Origin of the sequence: Aedoeadaptatus ivorii, assembly GCF_030815095.1 — a bacterium.
Classification (GTDB): domain Bacteria; phylum Bacillota; class Clostridia; order Tissierellales; family Peptoniphilaceae; genus Aedoeadaptatus; species Aedoeadaptatus ivorii.
The window spans coordinates 135,447-160,512 of record NZ_JAUSWF010000002.1 but is presented as its reverse complement, the minus strand read 5'-3'; the positions used below and the strand labels follow the sequence as shown (position 1 = coordinate 160,512).

Genomic DNA, 25,066 nt, shown 5'->3' with positions numbered 1-25,066 from the left:
AATGCGCGAAAACGTGGAAATTGCGCTGATTTTAGGATATAATTTATTGTCGAGTAAACTAAGGAGGATACGAAATGACAGAACTTAAATTACATTTAGAAAAACGCGAAGGCACCGGTACTGCCGGCGCCAAGAAGAATAGAACGGAAGGTCTGGTCCCCGGCATTTACTATGCCAAAGGCGAAGAGCCGGTAGCCATCGTCGCCAAGGCCAACGAGTTGCGTAAAATCGTAGACGTAGCCGGTACCTCCGCTCTGGTGGATGCGGAATTGGACGGCAACTCCAAGAAGATCCTGTTTAAGGAAATTCAAGAGCACCCCTTCAAAAACCAACTCCTGCACTTCGATGCCTACGGCGTCAACCTGAAGGAAAAGATCAAGTTGATGATTCCCGTCGTCCTCGAAGGCAGAGACGATATCAAGGTACAACCCTCCGTATTGTTGCAACTGTTGGAAGAAGTCGAAGTCGAATGTCTGCCGACCAATCTTCCTTCCGAAGCCGTTGTCAATGTCGCAGATATGGAGATCGGCGATACCCTCACCGTCGAAGACTTGGATGTCTTTAAGATCGAAGACATCGAAGTCCTCACCGATGCGGAAGAAGCCGTCGCTTCCCTCCAAGAACCCCGCGAAGAAATCATCGAAGAAGACGAAGATGCGGAAGAAGCAGAAGCAGCCGACGTACCCACCGTCGACGAAACCGAATCCGACGAGGAAGAAGAAGAAGACGCCGAATAATCTTTTTCATAAAAATAAGCCATCGAGTCAATCTCGATGGCTTATTTTTATGAAATCAACGGATCGGTCCCAAATACAGATCGTCTCCAAAGGCCGGCACGAGGACCAAAAACGGAATCCATATGGCCAAAAAGCTGAACAGCACGCTGCGATCAAATCGGCGCATCAACAAGAAAGTCGTGATCGGCACATAGACCGCACCGATCCCGGGCAAGAGGAGCAAAAGCGCAAACCAACCCGATCCGTAGACGATGCGCGCAAGCACGACGGTGTTGTAGATGGGAATGATCGATGCGATCCCCGCTTCCCCCGCTTTTTCGAACAATTTCCACCACGCCACCATATAGATGATGGCGACGATCAAGGCGATCATCATCGCCGTTCCCCCGGCAAAGACCCCGAGCAGATTCTCGTAATAGTCCATTGTGCGTCTCCTTGTTTACAAGAGTTCCCGAACGACTTCCGATAAAAGACGCCGAGGCCGAATCTCCGCTTTTCCTCCCCCTTCGATGCGCGCGCCCAGGGGCACGTAGATGGTGCGAAATCCCATCCGCTCCCCTTCGCGAATGCGCGACTGGAGAGAGGGGACATTTTTAATCTCTCCGGTGAGTCCCACATCGCCGATAAAGAGCACGTCCCGTGGAAGGGGCTTGTTGCGAAATGCCGATGCGATCGAAAGGATGGCCGCGAGATTCGCAGCCCCTTCTTTGAGCTTCAGATTGCCGGTGGTTTTTACCACGACATTCTTGTCGTACAGCGACAGACCGCCCCGCTCTTCCAATATAGAGAGGAGCACCCCCAGCTGTTCTCTGCCCATACACTGGGAGATCCGCTGGGGATAGGGCGTAAAGCTCTTACTGACGAGACTTTCGATCTCGACGATAATGCTGCGGGTCCCTTCTCTGGCGATGCACATCGCAGAGCCCGGCACCTCGCCCCCTTCCGCCCGTTCGGTCATAAAATGTGAGGAAGGGTTGTCGATCGAGACCATGCCCGCCTCGGTCATCGAGAAAAATCCCATCTCGCCGGTGGAACCGAATCGGTTTTTCGTCACCTGCAAAATGCGAAGCTCTTCCTGCATTTCGTGGTCGATAAAGAGCACCGTATCTACCAGGTGTTCTAACGCCCGCACGCCGGCAAGGGAATCCTGCTTGGTAAGCTGACCCACCATAAACACCGCCCGGGGCTTGCCTTTGTTCTTGGCGTAGTCCACCAAGAGATTCGCACATTCCATGGTTTGGGTGGGCGTTCCCGCCCGCGCGGAAAAAGCATCGAGGGTAAAGGTCTGAATGCTATCCAATATGATGACGGCGGGGTTGATCTCCCGGATCCAGTGGCGCACATCGTCCATAGAGGTGCCGGCATAGATCCAGATATTTTCGCTGATTCCCGTGCTGATCCGCTCGGCGCGCATCTTCACCTGGCTCTCGCTCTCTTCGCCCGAAGCGTACAAGACGCGCAGGCCGTCCTTGGCGAGGGCATTGGCGATCTGAAACAGCAGGGTAGATTTTCCCGCACCGGGTTTGGCGGCGAGGATCGTCACCCCGTCCTCTACGATGCCGCCGCCCATCACGCGGTCGAATTCCTTATAGCCGCTGGAAAGTCGCTTTTTGGTTTCGCCCACCACACTAGCGAGCGGTCTCGCCTCTTTTTTTGTGCGCGTAGACCGTTTCTCCTCCGCCTCTTCTCCGACTTCCCGAAAGCTGTTCCAAGTCTTACACGACGGGCAGCGGCTGAAAAACCCCGAACTCTTGTAGCCGCAGGATTCGCATACATAGCCCTTATGCTTCATCGCTTACGGTTTGGGGCGTCTTCGCCTCCTCGGAAAATACCAGCTTTCCGTCTTTGGCATCCACAAAAATTTCATGGTCCTTTTGGACATGGCCCAAGAGGATCTCGTCGGCGAGGCGGTCTTCGATATTCTTTCGAATCGAACGCACCAGGGGACGGGCGCCGTATTCTTCGTCGAAGCCTTCATCGCCGATATAATCCACCACGGCATCGGTAAAGTGAATGTGGATTTCGTTGTCTTCCAACCGCTCCTTCAAGTCGCGGAGCATCAGTTTCACGATCTCGCGCACTTGTTCTTCTTCCAAGTACTTAAAGACGATGATCTCGTCGATCCGGTTCAAAAACTCGGGGCGGAAGGTTTCCTTGAGTTTCGACTGAATGGTTTCGACCATTTTGTCGTACCCCCGCGCCGATTCGGTATCCGGCGCGCCGAAGCCCATGGTGTTTTGACGCTTGAGAAGGGTGGCGCCCACATTGCTGGTCATAATCAAGACCGTGTTCTTAAAGTCCACCGTTCTCCCCTGTCCGTCGGTCAGTCGTCCGTCGTCTAAGATTTGCAGCAAGATATTGAACACGTCGGGGTGCGCCTTTTCGATTTCGTCGAAGAGCACCACGGAATAGGGCTTTCTGCGCACGGCTTCGGTGAGCTGTCCGCCCTCGTCGTAGCCGACATATCCCGGGGGCGAACCCACGAGACGGGAGACGCTGTGTTTTTCCATATACTCACTCATATCGATCCGGATCATAGAATCCGCATCGCCGAACAAGAATTCCGCCAGGCTCTTGGCGAGATAGGTCTTACCGACACCGGTGGGGCCTACGAAGATAAAGCTGCCGATGGGCTTATCGGGACTCTTGAGGCCCACGCGGGCGCGCTTGATGGCGCGAGATACCGCTTCGACCGCTTGGGGCTGTCCGATTACTTCGCTATTGAGTTCCTCTTCCAACCGCACCAGTCGTTCACTCTCCTCGGCGTTCATGGTGGTGACGGGAATGCCGCTCCAGTTGCTTACGATTTCTGCGATCTCTTCGTAGTCCACGACCATATTCTTGGTGTGCTTTTCGCGGTCCCAGTTCTTCTTTTGGCCCTCGAGTTCTTCCTCGATCTTCTTTTCTTCATCGCGCAGCCGCGCCGCTTCTTCGAAGTTTTGGGAATTGACCGCTTCTTCCTTCTCTTTAGAGAGTTTTGCCAGCGCCTCTTCCAATTCTTTCAGGGAGTTGGGACTGTTGAAGTTTTCGACCCGCAAGCGGCTCGCCGCCTCGTCGATCAAGTCGATCGCCTTGTCGGGCAGGAAGCGGTCGTTGATATAGCGGTGCGAAAGTTCCACCGCCGCCTCGATGGCCGCATCGGTAATCTTTACATTGTGATGGGCTTCGTATTTGTCGCGAATGCCCCTGAGGATCTCGATGGAATCTTCCACATCGGGTTCTTCCACCATAATGGGCATCAAGCGGCGTTCAAAGGCGGGGTCCTTTTCGATATGCTTGCGGTATTCGTCGATGGTCGTCGCGCCGATAATCTGCAGATCGCCCTTGGTCAAAGAGGGCTTTAAGATATTCGATGCGTCCATCGCCCCTTCCGCGCCGCCGGCACCGATCACCACGTGGATCTCGTCGATAAAGAGGATGACGTCCTCGCGAGATTCCACTTCGGCGATCACTGCCTTCAGCCGTTCTTCAAAGTCGCCGCGGTATTTTGCCCCGGCGATCAGGGCGGAGACGTCCAAGGTATAGATCTTTTTGTCCTTGATGATCTCCGGCACCTTTCCTTCGACGATGCGCTGCGCCAGGCCTTCTGCGATGGCGGTTTTCCCGACGCCGGGTTCGCCGATTAAAACGGGATTGTTCTTGGTACGGCGCACCAGCACTTGAATGATCCGCTCGATCTCTTCTTTTCTGCCGATCACCGGGTCGATCTTGCCGGCGGTGGCGCGTTCATTCAGATTGTGGCCGAATTCTTCGAGCGCCGATTCGTTGACGTCCTCTTCGACTTCTTGGGCGCGCGGGTCGACCTTTTTAATCGCCATCACGATGCTTCTCTCGAGCATCGTCACGTCGATTCCCAGATTCCTTAGCGCCAATACGGCGACGCCTTTGCCTTCGCGCAAAATGCCCAAGAGCAAATGTTCCGTGCCGATATAATTGTGTCCCAGTTCGTTGGCCACTTCCAAGGCCAATTCGAAAATCTTTTTTGTGCGGGGCGTATAGGTGAGCGAGGTCACCGGCCCCGGTTCGGGGGATACGATCTCCATAACGGCATCCTTCGCCCGGGCGTAGTCGACGCCCACTTGGGCGAGAATGCCCGAGGCACCGGCGGGTACCTGGAGGATCCCCAACAAAATGTGTTCGCTTCCGATATATGCGTGCCCCTGCTCCCGCGCCTCCGATTGGGCGAAGACCATGGCACGTTGACTCTTTTCGGTAAATTTGCCGAACATCGCCATTAAAATACCTCCTTGATAAACTTCCGCACCGTATTGGCGCGATATATATTGCTGCTCCGATCGTCGAGAAAACTGCCCCGCTCCATTTGAAGATGGGCCTTTCCCAGGCGAATCATCGCATCGTAAAGGTCGAAGTCCCGCTTGGGGTCCAAGACGGAAAGTTCGATCCCGAGTTTCATATGGCTGAGGTGAAACATCACTTCTTCAAAGCCGATAATCCGCGCATTGCGCAGAATTCCGTAACTGCGCCGCGCCATATCCTCCAGCTCGATCAAGTGATCCAGATACATCTCTTTGCGCTTTATCCGCTCGAGCGCCGCCACCTCAGCGACGATCGATTTGGCCCGTCGCAAGAATTCTTCTTCCGTAAGGCCCAGGGTCCGCTCGTTGCTGATCTGGTAGATATGCCCGATGCTCTTGGAACCCTCGCCGCGAATGCCTCTGAGCACAAAGCCCATGCGGGTGATAGAGCGCTGAATCTGTTCCATCCCCAATGTGTCCAAGGCGGGAAGATGCATCATACACCCGGCGCGCAGGCCCGTGCCCACATTGCTGGGGCAGGCGGCCAGATAGCCCAGTACGGGATCGTAGGAGACCGGCAAGCGCTCTTCCAGATCGCCCGCGATCGAGGCGACGTTTTCGTATTCTTCGTCTAAAAAAAATCCCTTGCGCATATCCTGAATGCGCAGGTGATCCTCCTCCATCAACATGACGATTTCGTTGTCCGGTCCTTCCAGATACGAACCGATCTCTTTGTTTTTCATCAGTTCGGGGCTGATCCGATTCTCTTCCAGCGCATAGAGGCTCTGCAAGGGCGCCATATCCTGAATCTTGTGGTATACCCAGGTATCTTCGCGCTTCTCGAACGCGTCGATGATCTTTTCCGTAAGCGCCCGGGCCGCTTCCCTATCCATCGTCGACGGATACGGATAGCCTTCGATATTTCTCGCCAGCCGAATTCGGCTCGTTAGCAAAACCTGATCATTGTGCATCTTTATCTTCTCGCAATTCCTTGATTCGATCCCGTCGGTCGGCGGCGTCTTCGTAACGCTCTTCGGCGACGGCGCGCTCCAGTTCTTCTTGCAAAGTCTGGATCTTTCGGCTCTTCTCGTCGCGCAACAAGGCGGCGCGGGGCTTGTGGCCCACATGCTTCTTGGCCCCCTGTATACGCGGCAGGATCCGAGACAGCTCCTCGGAAAACGCCTCATAGCAGTGTTCACAGCCGAGGATCCCCGTCTCCTGAAACTCCCTGAGCGTGCGGTTGCAGTGCGCGCAGGCCCGCTCTTCGTCTTTTCTGTCGCCATAGCCGAACAGAGGAAAGAGTTCTTTGAGGAGGGGCTGGATTTCCACCGATGGAATCTGCATCGTCGGAAAATCTTCTTTGATCAAATCCTGAAAGCAGCTGCGACAAATATGCAACTCTTTCGTCGTATCCCCTTCTACGGTCGTGTAGGTAATTTGTGCTTCGTTTTCGTGGCAGTGTTCACAGAGCATACCTCCACCTCCTTAAGAGAAGATACCCAATAAAACATTCTGTAAAATCTCCGCTCGCAGGCGATTGCGTACATCGCCTGCCGCGGCGAGGGCGCGGTCGGAAAGGGCGATCTTGAGCAGCCGCTTTTCCCGCTCGTCGAGAAAGCCGCCCTCCGCCAACGCGTCGAGGATCCGGTCTCCGTTGATCCGGGTCAAACTATCGCCGATCTCCTCTTGCAGAAGATCCGCATACTTCCGGTTGTCCTCGATTTCCACCTGTACGATGCGAATATAGCCGCCCCCGCCCCGGCGGGATTCCACATAAAACCCCTGTACCGGCGTAAAACGGGTGGTAAGAACGTAGTTGATCTGGCTGGGCGCGCAGCCGAAATGCTGCGCCAGCACATTGCGCTTGATCTCTACATTGCCGTCTTTCTCTGCAAGCAGCGTACGAATGTATTCTTCGATGACATTGCTGAGTCGTGCCATATTTACCCCCTCTCGTGAGAATCATTATACGTTAATGGTCAAAGAATGTCAATATCAGAGAATCCGTTTTTGTGCATAAAAAAATGCCCCGAAGGGCATTTTTATTGTCGTATTTTAGAGGAACACGCCTCCGAATGCGACGAACAGGGGTGCGAATACCAAGGAGACGATGGTGATCAACTTGATCAAAATGTTCAAGCTGGGACCGGAGGTATCCTTGAAGGGGTCGCCGACCGTATCGCCGGTAACCGCTGCCTTATGCGCAATGGATCCCTTGCCGCCGTGGGCGCCGCCTTCGATATATTTCTTGGCATTGTCCCAAGCGCCGCCGGCATTACTCATAAAGATCGCCATCAGAACGCCGGTAATCAGCGCACCGGCTTGGAGTCCGCCCAGTGCCTCGGTTCCCAAGAGGAAGCCGACGAGCATGGGGACGACGACGGCGATAATGCCGGGAACGATCATTTCGCGAAGGGCCGCGGTGGTAGAAATATCTACGCAACGGGCGTATTCCGGGGTCGCCTTGCCTTCCATGATGCCGGGGATGTCTTTGAATTGACGACGTACCTCGTCGATCATGGCACTGGCCGCGTTACCCACCGCACTCATGGTGAGCGCCGAGAAGGCGAAGGGCAGCATACCGCCGATAAAGGTACCGGCGATAACCGAGGGCTTGGAAATGTCGATGCCCGCAAGGCCGGTCGCCTGAATATACGATACGAACAGAGACAGCGCGGTCAGAGCTGCAGAGCCGATGGCAAATCCCTTACCGATAGCTGCGGTGGTGTTGCCGACCGCATCCAAAGAGTCGGTGATGTCGCGTACTTCTTCGGGAAGTTCGCACATTTCGGCGATACCGCCGGCGTTGTCGGCGATGGGGCCGTATGCGTCTACCGCGATGGTGGATGCGGTGGTCGCGAGCATACCCACAGCTGCGAGTGCGATGCTGTAGAGGCCGTAGATGGCGTTTTCTTTACCGCCGCCCAATGCGTATGCGGCGATAATGCCGATGGCCAAGACGATGATCGGTCCTACGGTGGACATCATGCCCACGGACAGACCGGAGATGATATTGGTAGAAGCGCCGGTTTCGGATTCTTTTGCGATTCTCTGTACCGGCTTATATTCCGCCGCCGTGTAGTGCTCGGTAATCTTGGAGATGGTGAGCCCTACGATAACGCCGACGATAACCGGGAAAAACATGGTCAGCGAACCGAAGATGCCGTTGGCCAAAACGCCCGCTGCCACGATGGTCACGCCGGATGCGACGTAAGTACCGATGTTTAACGCCTTTTGCGGGTTCTTGTCGCCCTTTACAAAGAACATGGACAAGATCGATGCCACAATCCCGATGGCGGCGATGCCGAGGCCGAATTGCAGGCCTTGTTCACGAAATGCCAGGGTTCCCAAAGTGATGACCGAGAGCAGTGCCCCTACATAGGATTCGAAGAGGTCCGCGCCCATGCCGGCGACGTCGCCGACATTGTCGCCTACGTTGTCGGCGATGACCGCGGGGTTACGGGGGTCGTCTTCGGGAATGCCCGCTTCGACCTTACCCACCAAGTCCGCACCGACGTCGGCAGCCTTGGTATAGATACCGCCGCCCACGCGGGCAAACAATGCGATCGAAGAAGCACCGAGGGAGAACCCGGTGATGATTTCGGGGTTGCCGAACCAGAGGTAGAACAGGGAGATCCCGAGGATACCCAGACCCACTACGATCAGGCCCATTACGGCGCCGCCGGAAAAAGCGATGTCCAATGCCTTTGCCATGCCGCTGGTGTGGGCGGCGTTGGCGGTGCGCACATTGGCCTTGGTGGCCGTGTTCATGCCGACATAGCCCGCCAATACCGAGAAAATCGCGCCGACGATAAAGCAGACGGCGGTTTGCCAGTTGATGGCGAAGAATAAGACGACGGCCAAAGCGATTACGAATACGACGAGTGCCTTGTATTCCCGTTGCAGAAATGCCATGGCCCCTTCGTGGATGTAGCCGGAAATTTCTTTCATGCGTTCGTCTCCGGCCTCTTGCTTGCCTACATAAGAAGACTTATACAGACCGAACAAGATGGCTATTACCCCCACGACGGGAGCAATGAGTAAAATGTTAAAATCCATGATTCCTCCTGATTATTGCGTTACAGCGATCAATACGATAATAGAAATGAAAAAGACTACGGACGTCACGACGGTAATCCGCTTCAGCATTTCCTTGCGGCTGGTACCGCGATTGGCACCCCACTCCGCAGAAGCGCCTCCGCTGCCGTCCAAGGTTCCCAATCCCACTTGCGTCGATTCCTGCACGACGACGGAGAGAATCAAGGCAATCGCCGACAGCGCCACTATGATACTTAAAAACGTGGTCAATCTAACACCCCCTCTGTTTGAATTGTATATCAATAACGTTACTATCCTACCATAAACACCGTGTGATTGCAATTCAGAACGGCCGGCAATCGGCTTGAATTACGGCTTTTGTGCCTCGGTCTGGAAAATTCGTTCCCCCTGGTCTACACTGATAGAGAAAGGAGTGAATCCATTGTATCACAGCTATCCCTATCCTTCGAAACGAAGCGCGGTCTACGCCCCGGCCATGGCGCTGGCCTCCACCCCCCTCGCCGCCGAGGCGGGAAGAACCGTTTTAGAGCAAGGCGGAAACGCGATCGATGCGGCGATCGCCATGGCGGCGGCCCAAACCGTGGTGGAGCCCACCTCCAATGGCTTGGGTTCCGATCTCTTTACCGTATTTTCCTTTGGAGGCGCCCTCTACGGCTTCAACGGAAGCGGCAAGAGCCCCGCGTCTATTTCCCCCGAGGCACTTCAAAAGAAGGGATTCGATAAGATCCCGCCCTACGGAATCGAACCCGTCGGCGTCCCCGGCGCCGTGGACGCCTGGCGCACGGTGCACGAAGCCTTCGGCGCCCTTTCCTTTTTGGAGGTGCTCGCCCCCGCCATTCGATATGCAAAGGACGGCTTCGTCATCTCACCCACGGTATCGGCTCTGTGGGCGCGGGAACTTAGAACGCGCAAGCACTGCACCGGCCCGGTCTTCGACGCCTTTTGGCACACCTTCGCCCCCGAAGGACGCGCCCCCCGGCCCGGCGAAATCTTCTCCAATCCCGATCAGGCAGAGACGCTGATTGCCATCGCAGAAAGCAAATCCGAGGCCTTCTACCGCGGCACACTCGCCGAGAAGATCTCGGAATTTTCGGCGACTTTCGGCGGATTTCTTTCCGCCGCGGACCTCGCCGCCCACCAAACCCTGCGCGTAGAGCCGCTCTCCCTCGACTTCGAAGGGACCACTGTTTACGAACTGCCCCCCAACGGTCACGGCATCTCAGTGCTTATGGCCCTGGCGATGCTCAAACCCTGGAAGATCGACCTCGATACGCCGTTGGGCGTCCACCGCACCGTCGAGGCCGTGAAGCGCGCCATGACCGATTGTGCCCGCTTCGTCACCGATCCCGATCATATGCGCGTGCGCTGTGAAGACCTGCTCTCAGACGCCTTTATCCGACGCCGCCGCAACGACATCGCCGATACGGCCAAGATCGTCGAATACTGCCACCCCCTCGCCCCCTCGACCGTCTACTTCGCGGTGGGAGATACAGCGGGCAATATGGTATCTATGATCCAATCCAATTACGACGGCTTCGGATCCGGCGTCGTGGTCCCGGGTACGGGGATTTCTCTCAACAACCGGCTGCTCAACTTCTCTTTGGAAGCGGGCCACGACAACATCCTCGCCGGCGGCAAACGCCCCTATCACACCATCATCCCCGGCTTTTTGACCAAAGACGGCGCGCCCTATGCCGCCTTCGGCGTGATGGGCGGATTTATGCAGCCCCAGGGCCATGTGCAAACCCTGCTGCGGCTGCTCGTCTCGGGCGCAAATCCCCAGGCCGCCTTGGACGCGCCGCGCTTTATGTGGACGGGGGAGGACCGCATTGCGTGCGAATCGACCTACGCCCCCGAGATCCTCGATTTTCTCCGCGCCTCGGGCCATGCGGTCACCATCCCGGGCGACGAGCTGGATATGGGACGGGGACAGATCCTCGTGCGCGAAAACGGTGTCTACTGTGGCGGCACCGAAAAACGCTGCGACGGCTACATCGCGGCGCTCTATTGAATACGCATCAAAAAAAGCATCCCTCGAGGGATGCTTTTTATCTGCAATGGGGATCCGGCGGCGGGATCGCCGCGAGCAGCTTTTTCGTATAGGGATGTCGCGGCGCCTCGGAGACCTGCGCTTCGTCGCCGATTTCTACCAATTCGCCCTTATACATGACGCCGATTCGATCGGAAATATGCTGTATCACGGCGATATTGTGCGAGATAAAGATATAGCTCAGATCCCGCTCCTCCTGCAATTCCTCCAGGAGATTGATAATCTGCGCCTGGATCGAAACGTCCAGCGCCGATGTGGGTTCATCGGCGAGGATCAGATCCGGCTCTACCACCAACGCCCGGGCGATGCCGATCCGCTGGCGCTGGCCGCCGGAAAATTCGTGGGGATAGCGCTCGAAATGCTGCGTAGAAAGACCGCATAGCTTGAGGGTCTCTTCCGCCCGCCGCCGGATGTCGTCGCTCCCCAGATTGATCAAGGGCTCCATCACGATCTCTCGGGCACTCATGCGGGGATTCAGCGAACTGTACGGATCCTGAAAGATCATCTGAATCTTTCGGCGCACCGCGCGGATTTCTTTTTTGTCTGCCGTTAGCACATTTTTCCCTTCAAAGAGCACCTCGCCTTGCGCGTCGGGATATAGGCCCAAAATACAGCGCGCCAATGTAGATTTGCCGCTTCCGCTCTCGCCGACGATGCCTAGGGTTTCTTTTCTTCCCAAGCTGAAGCTGACGTGATCGACCGCCCTTACCGTCTTGGGCGCGGCGCCGAAGATGGTCTTTTTGCCCACGGAAAACTCTTTCGTCACATCTTTCAGTTCCAAAATCTTATCCACGGGCATCCTCCTCGTATAAGAAACAGGCGACTTCTTGCCCCGGATTCTCTTCGGTGAGGGCGGGAACCGCCTTAGCGCACTTTTCCATGCGCTCGCTGCAACGGGAATAGAAGGGGCAGTGTCCCTCCATTTCGAAGGCGGTGGGCACATTTCCAGGAATGTTATAGAGCTTCTTGCCCTTGCTTTCGCGGGTGGGCCGCGCCTTCAACAAACCCTTGGTGTAGGGGTGCAGAGGGTGGTCGAAGAGCGTACACACATCGGTGTTTTCCATTACACGGCCCCCGTACATGACCACCACCTCGTCGGCCATTTGCGCCACCACGCCCAAATCGTGGGTAATCAAGAGGATCGAGGTGTTGAGCTCTTTTTGCAGATTGCGCATCAAGGTCAAGACCTCCGCCTGAATGGTCACATCCAGCGCCGTAGTGGGCTCATCGGCGATCAGCAGTTTGGGAGAAGACGCCAGGGCAATGGCGATCATCACCCGCTGTCTCTGCCCGCCGGAGAGCTCGTGGGGATAGGCGTGCATTTTGTCCTTGGCGTCGGGGATCTCGACCATCTCCAACATCTCCAAAGACTTCTGTTTGGCATCCGCCTTCGATAGCCCCAAAATGCGCCGATACACTTCTTCGATCTGAAAGCCGATTCGAAGCGCCGGGTTGAGGCTCGTCATCGGTTCCTGAAAAATCATGGCGAGTTCGCGGCTGCGCAAATCCCGCCGCGCCGCTTCGTCCATCAAAAAGATATTCTCGCCTCGGTAGAGGATCTCGCCCCCGTCGACGGTGCCCGCCGGTTTGGGCAAAAGCCCCATCAGCGAAAGGGCGGTCACGCTCTTTCCGCTTCCGCTTTCGCCGACGATTGCGACGGTCTCGCCCTCGTCGATGTCGAAGCTCACGCCGTTTACGGCGTGCACCACGCCCCGGTCCGTATGAAAGGAAACGTGAAGGTCCTTAAATTCCATGAGTTTCGCCATATTAGCTCCTTTCCTTCGGATCCAAAGTGTCGCGCAGGCCGTCGCCGAACAAATTCAGCGAAAAAATAGTCAAGGCGATGGCAAGGCCGGGAAATAGCGTCAAATGCGGAAAGTCGCGGATATAATCCCGTCCCGCACTCAGCATGCCGCCCCACTCGGGCGTCGGCGGCTGTACCCCCAACCCGATAAAGCTCAGGCTCGCCGCCTGTAAAATGGCGGTGCCCACGCCCAGGGTCGCCTGCACGATGATGGGCCCGGTGCAGTTCGGGAGGATATGGCGAAAGATCAAGCGCAGATTGCCCGCGCCGCCGATCTGTGCCGCCTCGACATACTCCTGTTCCTTTACCGAAAGGACGCTCGCCCGCACGATCCGCGCATAGCCCGTAATTCCCGAAAGGGATACGGCGAGGATCAGATTGCGGATTCCGTTGCCCAGTACCGCCGAAATGGCGATGGCGAGGATCAAAGACGGAATCGACAAAAACACGTCGACGATCCGCATAATCACATTGTCCACCTGCCCGCCGAAAAAACCCGCCACGGCGCCGATAATCGTGCCGATGACCACCGAAATCGTGGTGGCGGCAAGGCCTATAAACAGCGAGATGCGGGCGCCGTAGACGACATTGGAAAAAATGTCGCGCCCAAAATTGTCCGTCCCGAAAAAATGCGCCGCCGAAGGCAGGGCCAGCCGATTGGCGAGGTCCTGCTTTTCGGGCACGTGGGTGGCGATGACGGGCGCAAAGATCGCCATAATAACCAGTAGCGCGAGGATCAAAAGTCCCAGTACCGCCATCTTGTTCTTTACAAAACGCATGCGGAGGTCTTTACTTCTCGATATCGAATTTTCCACAAAAACCCCCTATTCGTATTGGCTACGCACCCGCGGATCCAAAAATCCGTAGAGGATATCGATCGCGAGATTCAGTACGCAGTAAGAGAACGAGATCAACAGCACCGCTCCCAAGATCATGGGGTAATCCCTGGCGCCGATAGACTGCACCATATGCCGTCCGATGCCGGGGATCGAAAAGATCGTCTCGGTCAGAACGCTTCCGCCCAAGAGGGCGCCGGTCAAAAGCCCGGCACTGGTGAGCACGGGAATCATGGCATTTTTCAGCGCGTGCACGACGATAACATACCATTCCCGGAGCCCCTTCGAGCGCGCAGTGCGAATATAGTCCTTGCCCAGCACTTCGAGCATAGAAGAGCGGGTCTGGCGCATAATCACCGCCATGGACTGAAAGCCCAGGGCAAATCCCGGCAAAATCAGGTGCTTAAAGGAGTAAAGGCCCGACGAGGGCAGCCAGCGCAGTTTTACCGAAAACAACAGAATAAACAAAATTCCCGACCAGAAAATCGGCATCGACAGGCCGATCATGCCGATAAACATGGAAATCTTGTCGATCCAACTGTACTTATACACCGCACTCAGGATGCCGAAGAGGATCCCGAAAATTACGGCGATGGCCAGAGAAAAGGCGGTCAGTTTTAATGTGGCGGGAAAATACTCCGCCAAGGTATCCGCCACGTCGGCGCCGGAGGCGTAGCTCTTTCCCAAGTCGCCCGTAAGCGCCCCCTTCATGTAATTGCCGTATTGTACCAGGAAGGGGTCGTTTAACCCCAGCTCCTCCCGATACGCTTCTACGGCTTCTTTCGGTGCATTCTGTCCCAACTTGGCGGTGGCGGCATCGCCCGGTGTCAGGTACAAAAGACCGAAGATGATAAAGCTGACGCCCAACAGCGTGGGAATCATAAACAGCAGGCGTCTGATAATATATTTCGTCATGCACTCCTCTTTCCGGTCGATACGCAAGAAAGACTCCGAAAAACGGAGCCTTTCTCAATCTGCTTTATTGGAACGTAATATGATAGTACTCGTTGCTGCCGGAGGGATCCGGATCGAAATTGGAAACATTTTTCTGCGTTCCGATCAACTGTTCTCCATACAGTGCATAGACGACGGGTTTGTCTTTCATAATCAGCTCTTGTGCCGATTTGTAGACCTCTGCCCGCTCGTCCCCTTCCACCGCGAGGCCCTTGTCGATGAGGGCGTCGAGTTCGGGGTTGCTGTAGTACATATAGTTCGGTCCCGCCCCCATATTCTTGGTATGGTAGGGACTAAACAAGGTATAGTGGGGATCCACCACGGAGGGCGCCCAACTCATAATAAAGATATCGTGTTCCTTGGCTTCCAAGGCGTTGACGAAGGTACCCCATTCCAATGCGGTGATTTCCACATTCAGGCCGACTTCTTCCAACTGGGACTTGATGATCGTCGCCATATCCTTGCGGACCTGTTGTTGAGAGACGTACAGCTTGACGGTCTGTCCTTCTTCTACGCCAGCTTCCTGTAAAAGTTGTTTTGCCTTTTCGATATCCCGCTTTGTCGGCTCCAGGGAATCGGAAATGGAGTATTCGAAGTTCGGGTTGATGGGCCCTGTGGCGACTTTGCCCGCGCCCATATAGACCGAGTCGATAATCGCCTGCATATCCAGCGCGGAATAGACGGCTTCTCTCGCCTTCGGATTGTCGAAAGGCGCCCGAGTCATATTGAACCCGGCGAAGTGCACGGAGTTGTCCATCTTCCTGTGGAGGGCGAGCTTGTCGTTTTCTTCGATCTTTTTGATGTCGTTGGGGGCGATTTCTAAGGCGAGATCCGCCTGGCCGCTTTCCAGTTCGATGACGCGGTTGCTCGCCTCGGGGATGATCCGAAAGACCATCTTATTGAAAGCGGGCTTTTCGCCCCAGTACTCGTCGTTGGCGGCAAGCGTCAGGGAATTGAGCTTCGACCAATCCTCCAGTTTGAAGGGGCCGGTGCCCACCGGTTCCCGCTCGGCCTTGTCGGGATCGGCTTCGACCGCCTTTTTGCTTACGATAGACGCCGCCGGGTGGGCGAGCGCCGCCTTAAAGGACACGTCCGGTTCTTTGAGCTTAAACTTCAGCACCGCGGGATCGGATGTATCGTAGCTGGCGGGGTCGATCTTTTCGAAGATATAGGCGTAGGAATCGGATTTCGACGCCCGATCCAGCGAAAACGCCACGTCCTCCGATGTGAGTTCCTCGCCGCTCGAAAACTTGACGCCGGAGCGGAGCTTTACGACATACGAGGTTTCATCGGGTTGTTCGATGGATTCCGCCAAGCGGTTTTCCATCTCGCCGTCGGGTTTTCTGGCGATCAGGGTATCGAAAATTTGTCGCACCACGTTTTCAGAATAGATGTTGTTTTGGATCACAGGATCCATCGTGGTCGCATCTTCCGCCATGGCGATCGTCAGGGTATCTTTGTCTTTTCCCGACGAGGCGCCGCCCCCGCCGCCGCAAGCGGTCAGGAGCATGGCGAGCGCCAAAACGGCGGCAATGAGTTTTTTGTTCAATGGCATCACTTCTCTTTCGTTAGGTTGTTTGGGTGTTCAACACTTTCAGAGAATATACCCTTCTTCGGCAATATAAAAACAATTGCGACAATGCCATCGCCTACGCATCTTCCTCGATGCGGTAGACCTTGGCGCCCAGGCCGCGGAATTTGTCTTCGATTCCCTCATAGCCCCGATCGATATGGTAGATGTCGTTGATATATGTCTTGCCCTCGGCGACGAGACCCACCAAGATCAGTGCCGCACCCGCTCGCAGGTCGCTGGCGCGCACGCGTGCCCCGGTGAGTTTCTTGGGCCCTACGACCACGGCGCTTCTGCCGTCGATCTTAATGTCGGCGCCCATTTTCCGGAACTCCTCAACGTGCATAAATCGGTTTTCGAATACGGTCTCGATCGCCACATTGCTGCCCTTACATTGGGTCATATAAGCCATAAACTGCGCCTGCATATCGGTGGGAAAGCCGGGGTACGGCAGGGTCTTGATGTCGATGGAATCGGGAATTTCCTTTCCGATAACCCGCACATTGTCCCCTTCTTCGATCACCTTGCACCCCGATTCCTTGAGCTTGGCGATAATGGGCTTCATGTGATTGGGAATCACATTTTCCACCAAAACATCGCCCCCGGTAATGGCGGCGGCGACCATAAAGGTACCGGCTTCGATCCGGTCGGGAATAATGGCGTGGCGCGCACCGCCCAGTTTTTCTACCCCGTCGATGCGGATGGTGGAAGTGCCGGCGCCGGTGACCTTGGCACCGAGTTTGCGCAAAAAGTTGGAAAGATCGACGATTTCCGGCTCTTTCGCGGCGTTTTCGATGACCGTCTCCCCTTGTGCCAATACGGCGGCCATCATAATATTTTCCGTGGCGCCGACGGAGGGAAAGTCCAGATAGATTTTGTCGCCGACGAGCTTTTCACAGGACGCGGTGATATTGCCGATGTCTTCTACGATATCCGCGCCCAATGCGCGAAAGCCCTTTAAGTGGTAGTCGATGGGGCGAGCGCCGATGGTACAGCCGCCGGGTAGGGAGTTTTCGGTCTTGCCGAGGCGTCCCAGGAGCGGGCCCATTACCAAAAACGACGCACGCATTTTGTTCATCAGTTCAAAAGGCGTCTTGTATTCCCGCAGATTCGCGGAATTGATTTTTAGTTTGCCCTTTCCCGTCACTTCCACGGTAGAGCCGAGGGATTCCAGGACCTTACACATAATATTGACGTCCTGTAAATCCGGCACTTCCTCCAAGTAAATATCTTCCGTACCCAACAGACAAGCTGCGAGGATCGGCAATGCGGCATTTTTTGCTCCGCTGATCCGAACGCGTCCCTTGAGCGCGGGACTTTTTTCAACGACGATCTTTTCCAAAAACGATCTCCCCTTAATTCTATTTCTTAAACTGCGTATCACGGCGGTCGTATATTTATATACATTACATTGCCCGTAAGGCGCTTTATTCTACAATAAGAACGCTAAGAGAATATTCTCTTAGCGGACTTATTGTACCATATTTTCCTTGAAAATACGCTACCGACGGCCATTTGCCGATTCTTAGATTTCCGACTGTGCCCGAATCACTTCGGTCTTGTATCCGTCGGGATCGGTGACGAAGAAATATCGCGTCGCCTCGCCGGGCAGTCCCTTGAGTTCGGTCACCGGATAGCCGGCGGCTTTGATGCGGGCGTGTTCCGCTTCTAAGTCGTCCGCAAGAACCGCCACATGGCCGTAGCCGTCGCCGATCTCGTAGGCGTCGTGGCCGATATTATAGGTGAGCTCCAGTTCGGAATTGTCGCCGGGAAGGGCCATATACACCAGCTTAAAGCCGTTTTCGCTGTGGTCCTTTTCGCGCGTGATCTCGTACCCCAGCGCCTCTCGATAAAAGAGGATGGACGCTTCCAAGTCCTTTACCCGAATACAGGTATGTGCGTATCTCACTTTCTCACCCTTTCGATTTTGTCGATATACTCGCCCCGATCGCGATCGGGATCGTACTCGATGCGGTGCAAACTCGCCTTTTTAACCGATACCGATTCGCCGGTGATCTCTTCGATGACCATGCCCAGGCTCGGCTGATGGCCGATAAAAAGAATCGGCTCGTCGGTGATATAGGTCTTCATATTGCGCCATCTGGTGGCGTCTTTGTAATCGACGACCTTCACATCGTGTACGCCGAGTTTTTGGGCGACGACCTCCGCCGTCTCTACGGCACGTCGGTATTCCGATACGATAATCTTTTGGGGCAGGGGCCATTCCCTGCGCAGAAACGCCTCGGCGGTGTCCTCCGCCTGAAAGACGCCTTCTTTCACCAAAGCTCTGTCTTCGTCGCGCTCGGCGACGGCTTCGGCCTTTCCGTGTCGCATTAAATATAGAATCATAGCTGCCTCTATTTCTTAAATATGTCTTTCCCCTCGTAACGCGCCAAATAGCCCAACTCATCTTCGATGCGCAGCAACTGGTTGTACTTTGCCACGCGATCGGTTCTCGCAGGTGCGCCGGTCTTAATCTGCCCGGCATTTAAGGCGACTGCGAGATCGGCGATGGTCGAATCTTCCGTCTCGCCGCTTCTGTGACTGATCACGGCCGTCATAGACGCGCGCTTGGCGGTCTCGACCGCATTGATGGTCTCCGTGAGGGTTCCGATTTGGTTTAACTTGATCAGAATCGAATTTCCTACGCTTTCATCGATACCCCTTTTCAGCCGTTTTACATTAGTGACGAACAAATCGTCGCCCACCAACTGCACCGTATCGCCCAGGACTTCGGTGAGGTGCTTCCAACCCTCCCAGTCGTTTTCGTCCAGGCCGTCTTCGATGCTTTTTACGGGGAATCGATCGGTGATTTCCTTGTACCAGGCGACCATATCCTCGGCGCGCATTTCGCGCCCTTCGCCCGAAAGTACATAGCGGTCCTTTTCGGCATCATATAGTTCCGAAGCCGCCACATCCAGCGCAAATACGATGTCCTCGCCGGGCACAAGACCCGCCGCCTTCACCGATTCTTCGATCAGCTCCAGCGCCTCGGTGTTGCTTCCCAGATTGGGGGCAAATCCGCCTTCGTCGCCGACGCCGGTGGAAAGCCCCTTGTCCTTGATGACTTTCTTCAGGCTGTGGTAGACTTCGGCGCCCATGCGCAAGCCTTCCTTAAAGTTTGCCGCGCCCACGGGCATAATCATAAATTCCTGAATGTCTACATTGTTGTCGGCGTGTTCCCCGCCGTTAAGAATGTTCATCATGGGAACGGGCAAGGTGCGGGCGCTGATGCCGCCGATGTATTGGTACAGCGGCAGGCCCAGTTCGTCGGCGGCGGCGCGCGCCGTGGCGAGGGAGACCCCGAGGATGGCATTGGCGCCGAGGGCTGTCTTGTTCTCGGTGCCGTCGAGGGCGAGGAGCGCTTCGTCCACGCCCAGCTGATCCAGTACGTCGAAGCCCAAAATTTCCTGGGAGATTTTTTCGTTTACATTGCGAACGGCATTTTCTACGCCCTTACCCAGGTAGCGCTCGCCCCCGTCTCTGAGTTCCACCGCTTCGTATTCCCCGGTGCTCGCGCCGGAGGGCACGATCGCCCGGCCGAAGCCGCCCATGGATGTGTGTACTTCTACCTCGACGGTGGGGTTGCCCCGGCTGTCGAGGACTTCTCTTCCGTAGACTTCAATGATACTGCTCATATCTTCTCCTTATTTCCATAAACTATGTCCCGACATCGCCTCGGGTTTTTGAATGTGCAATGCCGCCAAAATCGTAGGCGCAATGTCGGCGAGAATCCCGTCGTTCAATGCGCGGTCGCTACCCACATGCAGGAGCGCTACGCGATTGGTAGAGTGGGAGGTGACGGGGTTTCCGGTTTCATCGCGCATCACTTCGCAGTTGCCATGATCGGCGGTAATGAGCGCCTCGCCGCCCTTTTCTTCGAGGGCTTCGAGCACGCGCGCAAGGGCCGCATCCACCGCCTCTACCGCCTTGGTGGCCGCTTCCATAATGCCGGTGTGGCCGACCATATCGGGATTGGCGAAGTTGACGACATATACATCCGCCAAATCCTTTTGGATGCCTTCGATCAAAAGATCCGCCACTTCCTTCGCCCGCATCTCGGGCTGTAGATCATAAGTCGCCACCTTCGGCGAAGGGATCAGAATCCGCGTCTCACCGGGAAAGGGCGTCTCTCTGCCGCCGCTTAAAAAGAAGGTGACGTGGGCGTATTTTTCGGTCTCGGCGATGCGCATCTGCCGCAGGCCGTTTTTCGCCAGCACCTCGCCCAAGGTGTCCGACAAGACTTCTTTCGGGTAGATGACATGGGTATTGGGAATGCTCTCGTCGTAGCGGGTCATCGTGACCACATAGACCGAGGGGTTCGGATCCCGCGGAAAGCTTACGAAATCCGGATCGGCAAAGGCGCGCACGATCTCCCGCGCCCGGTCGGGACGGAAGTTGAAGAACAAAAACACATCGTCGTCCTCGATGCGTCCCACGGGCAAACCGCCGGAAAGTTTTACCGCCGGTTCGAAGAATTCGTCGGTATTGCCCCGTGCATAGGCCGCATCGAAGAGCACATCGGTGTCGGTAAAGCCGACGCCCTCGCCTTTTACAAAGAGATCGTATGCCTTTTGTACCCGCTCCCATCGATTGTCGCGGTCCATGGCGTAAAAGCGGCCCACCAGGCTCACCAATTCCCCGGCGCCGATTTGTTCGGTATAAGCGCGCAAAGCGTCGATCTCTTCTTTGGCGGAAGTGGGCGCCACGTCGCGACCGTCCAAAATGCCGTGGATATAGATTTTTTCTACGCCCGCGTCCTTGGCGATTTGCAAAAGCGCATACAGGTGGTCCTTATGGGAATGCACCCCGCCGGTGCTCACCAGTCCCACCAAATGCAGGGCGCTTTTTTTTGCCCGCCGCATGGCCTCTCCTACCACGGGGTTCAGGGCGAGCTTTCCTTCCCGCGCCTCTTTCGAAATGCGGGTCAGCTCCTGATAGACGATGCGACCAGCGCCGATATTGGTGTGCCCCACCTCGGAGTTTCCCATCTGCCCGGCCGGCAGGCCCACCGCCTCGCCGGAAGGATCCAGCGTGGCAAAGCCATTTTGCATTAAGGCGTCGAGGCACGGGGTCTTTGCCGTCGTACAGGCATTATACGGGCCCGGTTCGCTGAGGCCGTAACCGTCTAAGATGGCGAGCAGAAACGGTTTAGACATGGCTCGCCTCGTCTGCGATCTTCATAAATTCGTCGGCCTTTAAGCTCGCGCCACCCACCAATACGCCGTCGATATTTTCTTTCGATACAAAAGACGCCACATTGGCGGCCTTTACGCTCCCGCCGTAGAGGATGCGCACCGAATCGCGCATGCCTTCGGGTAGAGAAGCGCGGATTTCTCCGATCACCGCATCGGCGTCGTCGCCGTCGGCGGTCTTTCCGGTGCCGATCGCCCAAATGGGTTCATAGGCGAGGACGACTTCCGCATTGGCATCCGCGCCCTTGAGCGCTTCGGCGACCTGACGCTTCAAAAACGCAACCCGCTCGTCGGTGGCGTAAATCTCCGCGCTTTCGCCGAAGCAAATCACCGCCACGAGGCCGCATTCCAGAGCGCGCTTCGCCTTTTCGCGGATCAGGGCGTCGTCTTCTCCCCGTCCTCTGGCTTCGCTGTGGCCCACGATGACATAGCGCATGCCCAGATCGGCGAGCATTTCGCCGGCGATCTCCCCGGTGTGCGCGCCGAATCCGTCGGCGGATATATTTTGGGCGCCCATGGCGATTTTGCTGTCTTTTAAGACCGCACCCACTCGGTCCAAATGGGTAAAGGGCGGTGCGACCATCATCTCTACCGCATCGGAATCGTAGGCGCTGAGAGCTTTGGCGAGCGCCTCTCCCTCCGAAACGGTGGTGTTCATTTTCCAGTTTCCTGCGATCAAAAGTTTTCTCATCTTACACCTCTTCAATGGCGGCGATGCCCGGCAATTTCTTGCCTTCCAAAAATTCCAGGCTCGCCCCGCCGCCGGAGGAAATATGGCTCATCTTCTCTTCCAGCCCGGATCGAGTGATCGCCGCCGCGGAATCGCCGCCGCCGATCACCACATTGGCGTCCAAATCGCCGAGGATCTTCGCCAAAGCGAAGGTCCCCGCGTCAAAGGGCTCGGTTTCGAATACGCCGGCGGGACCGTTCCACACCACGCTCTTCGCCCCGTCGAGGATCATGCCGTATGCCTTGACGGTCTCTTCTCCGATGTCCAATGCCATTTCGTCGGGGGCGATGTCCCCCGGCTTTACCGCGCGAGCCGTATCGGGACGATCGATCCCCTTCGCCACCACGAGATCCACGGGGAGGAGCAGGTCCACGCCCTTTTCTCGCGCCTTTTTCATCAGGCGCTCGGCGAGTTCGGTCTGCTCTTTTTCTACCAAAGAGGCGCCCATATCGTAGCCTTGGCTCAACAAAAAGGTGTTCGCCATGGCGCCGACGATTAGCACGGAATCGACGATTTCGATCAAGTTCTCGATGACGCCGATCTTATCCGATACCTTGGCGCCGCCCAGGATCGCGACAAACGGACGCTCGGGGTTTTCGACGAGATTCGAAAGCACTTCCACTTCTTTTCCCATCAAAAAGCCCAAGGCGGAGGGGAGCTTCGAGGCGATGCCCACATTGGACGCATGGGCGCGATGGGCGGTGCCGAATGCGTCGTTTACATACAAATCGGCGATGGATGCCAGCTCTTCAGCAAAGGATGCGTCGTTGGCTTCCTCTTCTTTTCGAAAGCGGAGGTTTTCCAGCATGGCGAGCTCGCCGGGTGCGAGTTCTTTTGCCATCTTGCGCACATTGTCGTCTACCACGACCCCCGAGAAAAACGGCGCGATCGTTTGTCCGAGAATCTCCTCGGCGGCCTTGCGCACCGGTTCCATCGAGAATTCTTCTTTGTATTCTCCCTTGGGTCGTCCGCGGTGGCTCATCAGGATCACCGCCGCGCCCGCTTTCAGCAGATGGTCGATGGTGGGTTTTGCCGCTTCGATACGGGTGGTGTCGGTTACTTTTCCGTCCTTTACGGGGACGTTAAAGTCCACCCGCAAGAGTACGCGCTTTCCCTTTACGTCCATAGATTTTAAATTCATGATTCCTCCAAGAAAAATCGAGCCCGTAAGAGCTCGACCCGTATTACATCTTCTCTGCAACCAAGCTTGCCAAGTCGATGACTCTTTGACTGTATCCCCATTCGTTGTCATACCAGGAAAATACCTTAACGAAATTGTCCTGTGCCAAAGTCAGGGACGCATCGAAGATCGAAGCGTGGGGATTGGCGATGATGTCGCTGGATACGATGGGATCTTCGGTGTATTCCAAATAGCCCTTCATGGGACCTTCCGCCGCTTCTTTCACTTTGGCGTTGATCTCTTCTGCCGTCGCGGGCTTGGAGAGTTCGAATACCATATCGGTGATGGAGCCGGTGGGAACGGGCACGCGGAGCGCATAGCCGTTCAATTTGCCTTCGAGCTCGGGCAACACCTGTGCCACCGCCTTGGCGGCGCCGGTGGAGGTGGGAATGATATTTTCCGCTGCGGCGCGGGCGCGTCTCCAGTCTTTTTTATGCTTTGCGTCGTGGATGTTTTGGTCGTTGGTATAGGCGTGTACCGTAGTCATCATGCCCTTTTCGATGCCGAAGTTGTCCATAATGATCTTGGTCACCGGTGCCATGCAGTTGGTGGTGCAAGAAGCATTGGAAAGGAAGTGGTGCTTTTCGGGATCATATTGATCGTGGTTTACGCCCATTACGATGGTAATGTCTTCGCCCTTGGTGGGTGCGGTGACGATGACCTTTTTCGCGCCGGCGTCGAAGTGCTTTTGTACGCCTTCTTTGTCCTTAAAAGCGCCGGTGGTGTCGATCACCAAATCCACGCCCATATCCTTCCAGGGGATTTGCGCGGGATCGCGTTGGTCCGTAATCGTAATCAGCTTGCCGTCGATTTCGAATCCCTTGTCGACAACCTGAATGTCGCCGGGATATTTGCGATATACCGTGTCGTATTTGAATAAGTGGGCCATCAGCGTCCAGTCTCCGCTGGCATTGAGTGCCACCAGCTCAAAGGGAAGTTCCTCGCGCAACAGAATACCTCGAATTACGTCTCTTCCGATGCGGCCGAAACCGTTCACCCCTACACGAATCGTCATTGTATCCTCCTTATGTTTTCTGTATTTATAAAGTTCTGTACTAGTATACCCATCTCGGGAAAAAGTACACGATGAGCCGACGTTTCCATCATATCAGAAAGAGGGTATCTATGCGATACGGAACCGAAAGATAGGAAGTGATTATGCTATTTGTCATACAGGGGCCCTCCGGCTCCGGAAAAACCACCCAGGCGGAATTCCTCGCCGAACGACCGGATTTCTTCCGATTGATCACCGCCACCACGAGGCCGCCGCGCCCGGGCGAGATCGACGGCGCGGATTATTATTTTCTCTCCGCCGAAGCCTTTTCTAAGAAAAAATGCGCCGGCGCCCTCCTCGCCACCACCGAAATCCACGGCGCCTGCTACGGCATTCCCAAGACCGATCTCGATGCGCTGGTTCAAGACAAAAACAGGCACGCCGTCGTCGTATTGGACGATACGGGCGCAAAGGAAGTGCAGGCGATGGGGGCGAAGCGCATCTGTTTTGTCATCGAAGAGAAGGCGCGTACACAGCGCCTCCTCGCCCGAAAAGAAAATGGCCGTTTTCTGCCGGAGCGCATCGACAATCGCCGCTGCGATCTGATCGTCGACGCCTCGGGCCGCGAGGATGCGATCCGACAGACGATCGAAACCTATATCGAAGGCGTGCTTACACGCATATAGCCTGCACACAAAAAA

24 protein-coding genes are annotated in these 25,066 nt (G+C 55.8%); 3 read left to right on the top strand and 21 right to left on the bottom strand.

Annotated features, from left to right (window positions below):
• The first annotated feature begins 74 nt into the window (after window positions 1–74).
• Window positions 75–737, top strand: coding sequence for a 50S ribosomal protein L25 (locus tag QO008_RS02565; protein ID WP_307384065.1), 663 nt, complete (start codon window positions 75–77; stop codon window positions 735–737).
• 55 nt (window positions 738–792) lie between these two features.
• Here the strand turns inward: QO008_RS02565 and QO008_RS02560 are convergent, their stop codons facing one another.
• The 8 genes from QO008_RS02560 to secG all read right to left on the bottom strand — a co-directional run bounded on the left by QO008_RS02560 (window position 793) and on the right by secG (window position 9,301).
• Window positions 793–1,161 (bottom strand): DUF5684 domain-containing protein, encoded by a 369-nt coding sequence (locus QO008_RS02560; protein ID WP_307384063.1) that lies wholly within the window; start codon window positions 1,159–1,161, stop codon window positions 793–795.
• 15 nt (window positions 1,162–1,176) lie between these two features.
• Window positions 1,177–2,529, bottom strand: a complete 1,353-nt coding sequence (radA, locus tag QO008_RS02555; RefSeq protein ID WP_307384061.1) for a DNA repair protein RadA — start codon at window positions 2,527–2,529, stop codon at window positions 1,177–1,179.
• Entirely contained in the window at window positions 2,519–4,972 is a 2,454-nt protein-coding gene (locus QO008_RS02550; protein ID WP_307384058.1) for an ATP-dependent Clp protease ATP-binding subunit, read from the bottom strand. The genes radA and QO008_RS02550 overlap by 11 nt, the downstream gene beginning before the upstream one ends.
• The gene (locus QO008_RS02545; protein ID WP_307384056.1) at window positions 4,972–5,964 is read right to left on the bottom strand and encodes a hypothetical protein; all 993 of its coding nucleotides are present in this window, start codon (window positions 5,962–5,964) and stop codon (window positions 4,972–4,974) included. The genes QO008_RS02550 and QO008_RS02545 overlap by 1 nt, the downstream gene beginning before the upstream one ends.
• Complete coding sequence (locus tag QO008_RS02540; RefSeq protein WP_126464870.1) at window positions 5,954–6,466, bottom strand: UvrB/UvrC motif-containing protein; 513 nt, start codon at window positions 6,464–6,466, stop codon at window positions 5,954–5,956. Before QO008_RS02540 ends, QO008_RS02545 begins: the two co-directional genes overlap by 11 nt.
• A gap of 12 nt (window positions 6,467–6,478) precedes the next feature.
• Window positions 6,479–6,934 carry a CtsR family transcriptional regulator gene (locus tag QO008_RS02535; RefSeq protein ID WP_126464869.1) on the bottom strand — a complete coding sequence of 152 codons (456 nt, stop codon included), beginning with the start codon at window positions 6,932–6,934 and terminating at the stop codon, window positions 6,479–6,481.
• 114 nt (window positions 6,935–7,048) lie between these two features.
• Window positions 7,049–9,052, bottom strand: a complete 2,004-nt coding sequence (locus QO008_RS02530) for a sodium-translocating pyrophosphatase (protein WP_126464868.1) — start codon at window positions 9,050–9,052, stop codon at window positions 7,049–7,051.
• A gap of 12 nt (window positions 9,053–9,064) precedes the next feature.
• On the bottom strand, window positions 9,065–9,301 hold the full coding sequence (secG, locus tag QO008_RS02525; protein WP_126464867.1) for a preprotein translocase subunit SecG: 237 nt from the start codon (window positions 9,299–9,301) through the stop codon (window positions 9,065–9,067).
• A 172-nt stretch (window positions 9,302–9,473) separates the two neighbouring features.
• Between secG and QO008_RS02520 the strand changes: the two genes are divergently transcribed.
• Window positions 9,474–11,063 carry a gamma-glutamyltransferase family protein gene (locus tag QO008_RS02520; protein ID WP_407653955.1) on the top strand — a complete coding sequence of 530 codons (1,590 nt, stop codon included), beginning with the start codon at window positions 9,474–9,476 and terminating at the stop codon, window positions 11,061–11,063.
• A 37-nt stretch (window positions 11,064–11,100) separates the two neighbouring features.
• On the opposite strand, the gene QO008_RS02515 is transcribed toward QO008_RS02520, so the two are convergent.
• The 13 genes from QO008_RS02515 to gap all read right to left on the bottom strand — a co-directional run bounded on the left by QO008_RS02515 (window position 11,101) and on the right by gap (window position 24,386).
• A complete protein-coding gene (locus QO008_RS02515; RefSeq protein ID WP_126464866.1) occupies window positions 11,101–11,901 on the bottom strand; it encodes an ATP-binding cassette domain-containing protein in 801 nt (266 codons plus the stop codon).
• Entirely contained in the window at window positions 11,888–12,868 is a 981-nt protein-coding gene (locus tag QO008_RS02510) for an ABC transporter ATP-binding protein (protein WP_126464865.1), read from the bottom strand. The genes QO008_RS02515 and QO008_RS02510 overlap by 14 nt, the downstream gene beginning before the upstream one ends.
• Window position 12,869: 1 nt before the next feature.
• Window positions 12,870–13,721, bottom strand: a complete 852-nt coding sequence (nikC, locus tag QO008_RS02505) for a nickel transporter permease (protein ID WP_269471181.1) — start codon at window positions 13,719–13,721, stop codon at window positions 12,870–12,872.
• A gap of 9 nt (window positions 13,722–13,730) precedes the next feature.
• A complete protein-coding gene (locus tag QO008_RS02500; protein ID WP_126464864.1) occupies window positions 13,731–14,657 on the bottom strand; it encodes an ABC transporter permease in 927 nt (308 codons plus the stop codon).
• A 64-nt stretch (window positions 14,658–14,721) separates the two neighbouring features.
• Complete coding sequence (locus QO008_RS02495; RefSeq protein WP_307384042.1) at window positions 14,722–16,251, bottom strand: ABC transporter substrate-binding protein; 1,530 nt, start codon at window positions 16,249–16,251, stop codon at window positions 14,722–14,724.
• A gap of 94 nt (window positions 16,252–16,345) precedes the next feature.
• Window positions 16,346–17,608, bottom strand: a complete 1,263-nt coding sequence (gene murA, locus QO008_RS02490) for a UDP-N-acetylglucosamine 1-carboxyvinyltransferase (RefSeq protein ID WP_126464862.1) — start codon at window positions 17,606–17,608, stop codon at window positions 16,346–16,348.
• Between the two features lie 183 nt (window positions 17,609–17,791).
• Window positions 17,792–18,175, bottom strand: coding sequence for a lactoylglutathione lyase (gene gloA, locus QO008_RS02485; RefSeq protein ID WP_307384037.1), 384 nt, complete (start codon window positions 18,173–18,175; stop codon window positions 17,792–17,794).
• On the bottom strand, window positions 18,172–18,615 hold the full coding sequence (locus QO008_RS02480; RefSeq protein ID WP_126464860.1) for a SixA phosphatase family protein: 444 nt from the start codon (window positions 18,613–18,615) through the stop codon (window positions 18,172–18,174). Before QO008_RS02480 ends, gloA begins: the two co-directional genes overlap by 4 nt.
• Window positions 18,616–18,623: 8 nt before the next feature.
• Window positions 18,624–19,904, bottom strand: coding sequence for a phosphopyruvate hydratase (gene eno / locus QO008_RS02475; RefSeq protein WP_307384034.1), 1,281 nt, complete (start codon window positions 19,902–19,904; stop codon window positions 18,624–18,626).
• A 9-nt stretch (window positions 19,905–19,913) separates the two neighbouring features.
• A complete protein-coding gene (gene gpmI / locus QO008_RS02470; RefSeq protein WP_307384032.1) occupies window positions 19,914–21,425 on the bottom strand; it encodes a 2,3-bisphosphoglycerate-independent phosphoglycerate mutase in 1,512 nt (503 codons plus the stop codon).
• A complete protein-coding gene (gene tpiA, locus QO008_RS02465; protein ID WP_126464857.1) occupies window positions 21,418–22,152 on the bottom strand; it encodes a triose-phosphate isomerase in 735 nt (244 codons plus the stop codon). The genes gpmI and tpiA overlap by 8 nt, the downstream gene beginning before the upstream one ends.
• Window position 22,153: 1 nt before the next feature.
• Window positions 22,154–23,332, bottom strand: coding sequence for a phosphoglycerate kinase (locus QO008_RS02460; protein ID WP_307384029.1), 1,179 nt, complete (start codon window positions 23,330–23,332; stop codon window positions 22,154–22,156).
• A 43-nt stretch (window positions 23,333–23,375) separates the two neighbouring features.
• Window positions 23,376–24,386: a type I glyceraldehyde-3-phosphate dehydrogenase gene (gene gap, locus QO008_RS02455; protein WP_126464855.1), complete on the bottom strand. Its 1,011-nt coding sequence runs from the start codon at window positions 24,384–24,386 to the stop codon at window positions 23,376–23,378.
• Between the two features lie 143 nt (window positions 24,387–24,529).
• Here gap and QO008_RS02450 point away from each other — a divergent pair, with 143 nt between their 5' ends.
• Entirely contained in the window at window positions 24,530–25,051 is a 522-nt protein-coding gene (locus QO008_RS02450; protein WP_307384023.1) for a guanylate kinase, read from the top strand.
• Window positions 25,052–25,066: the final 15 nt, after the last annotated feature.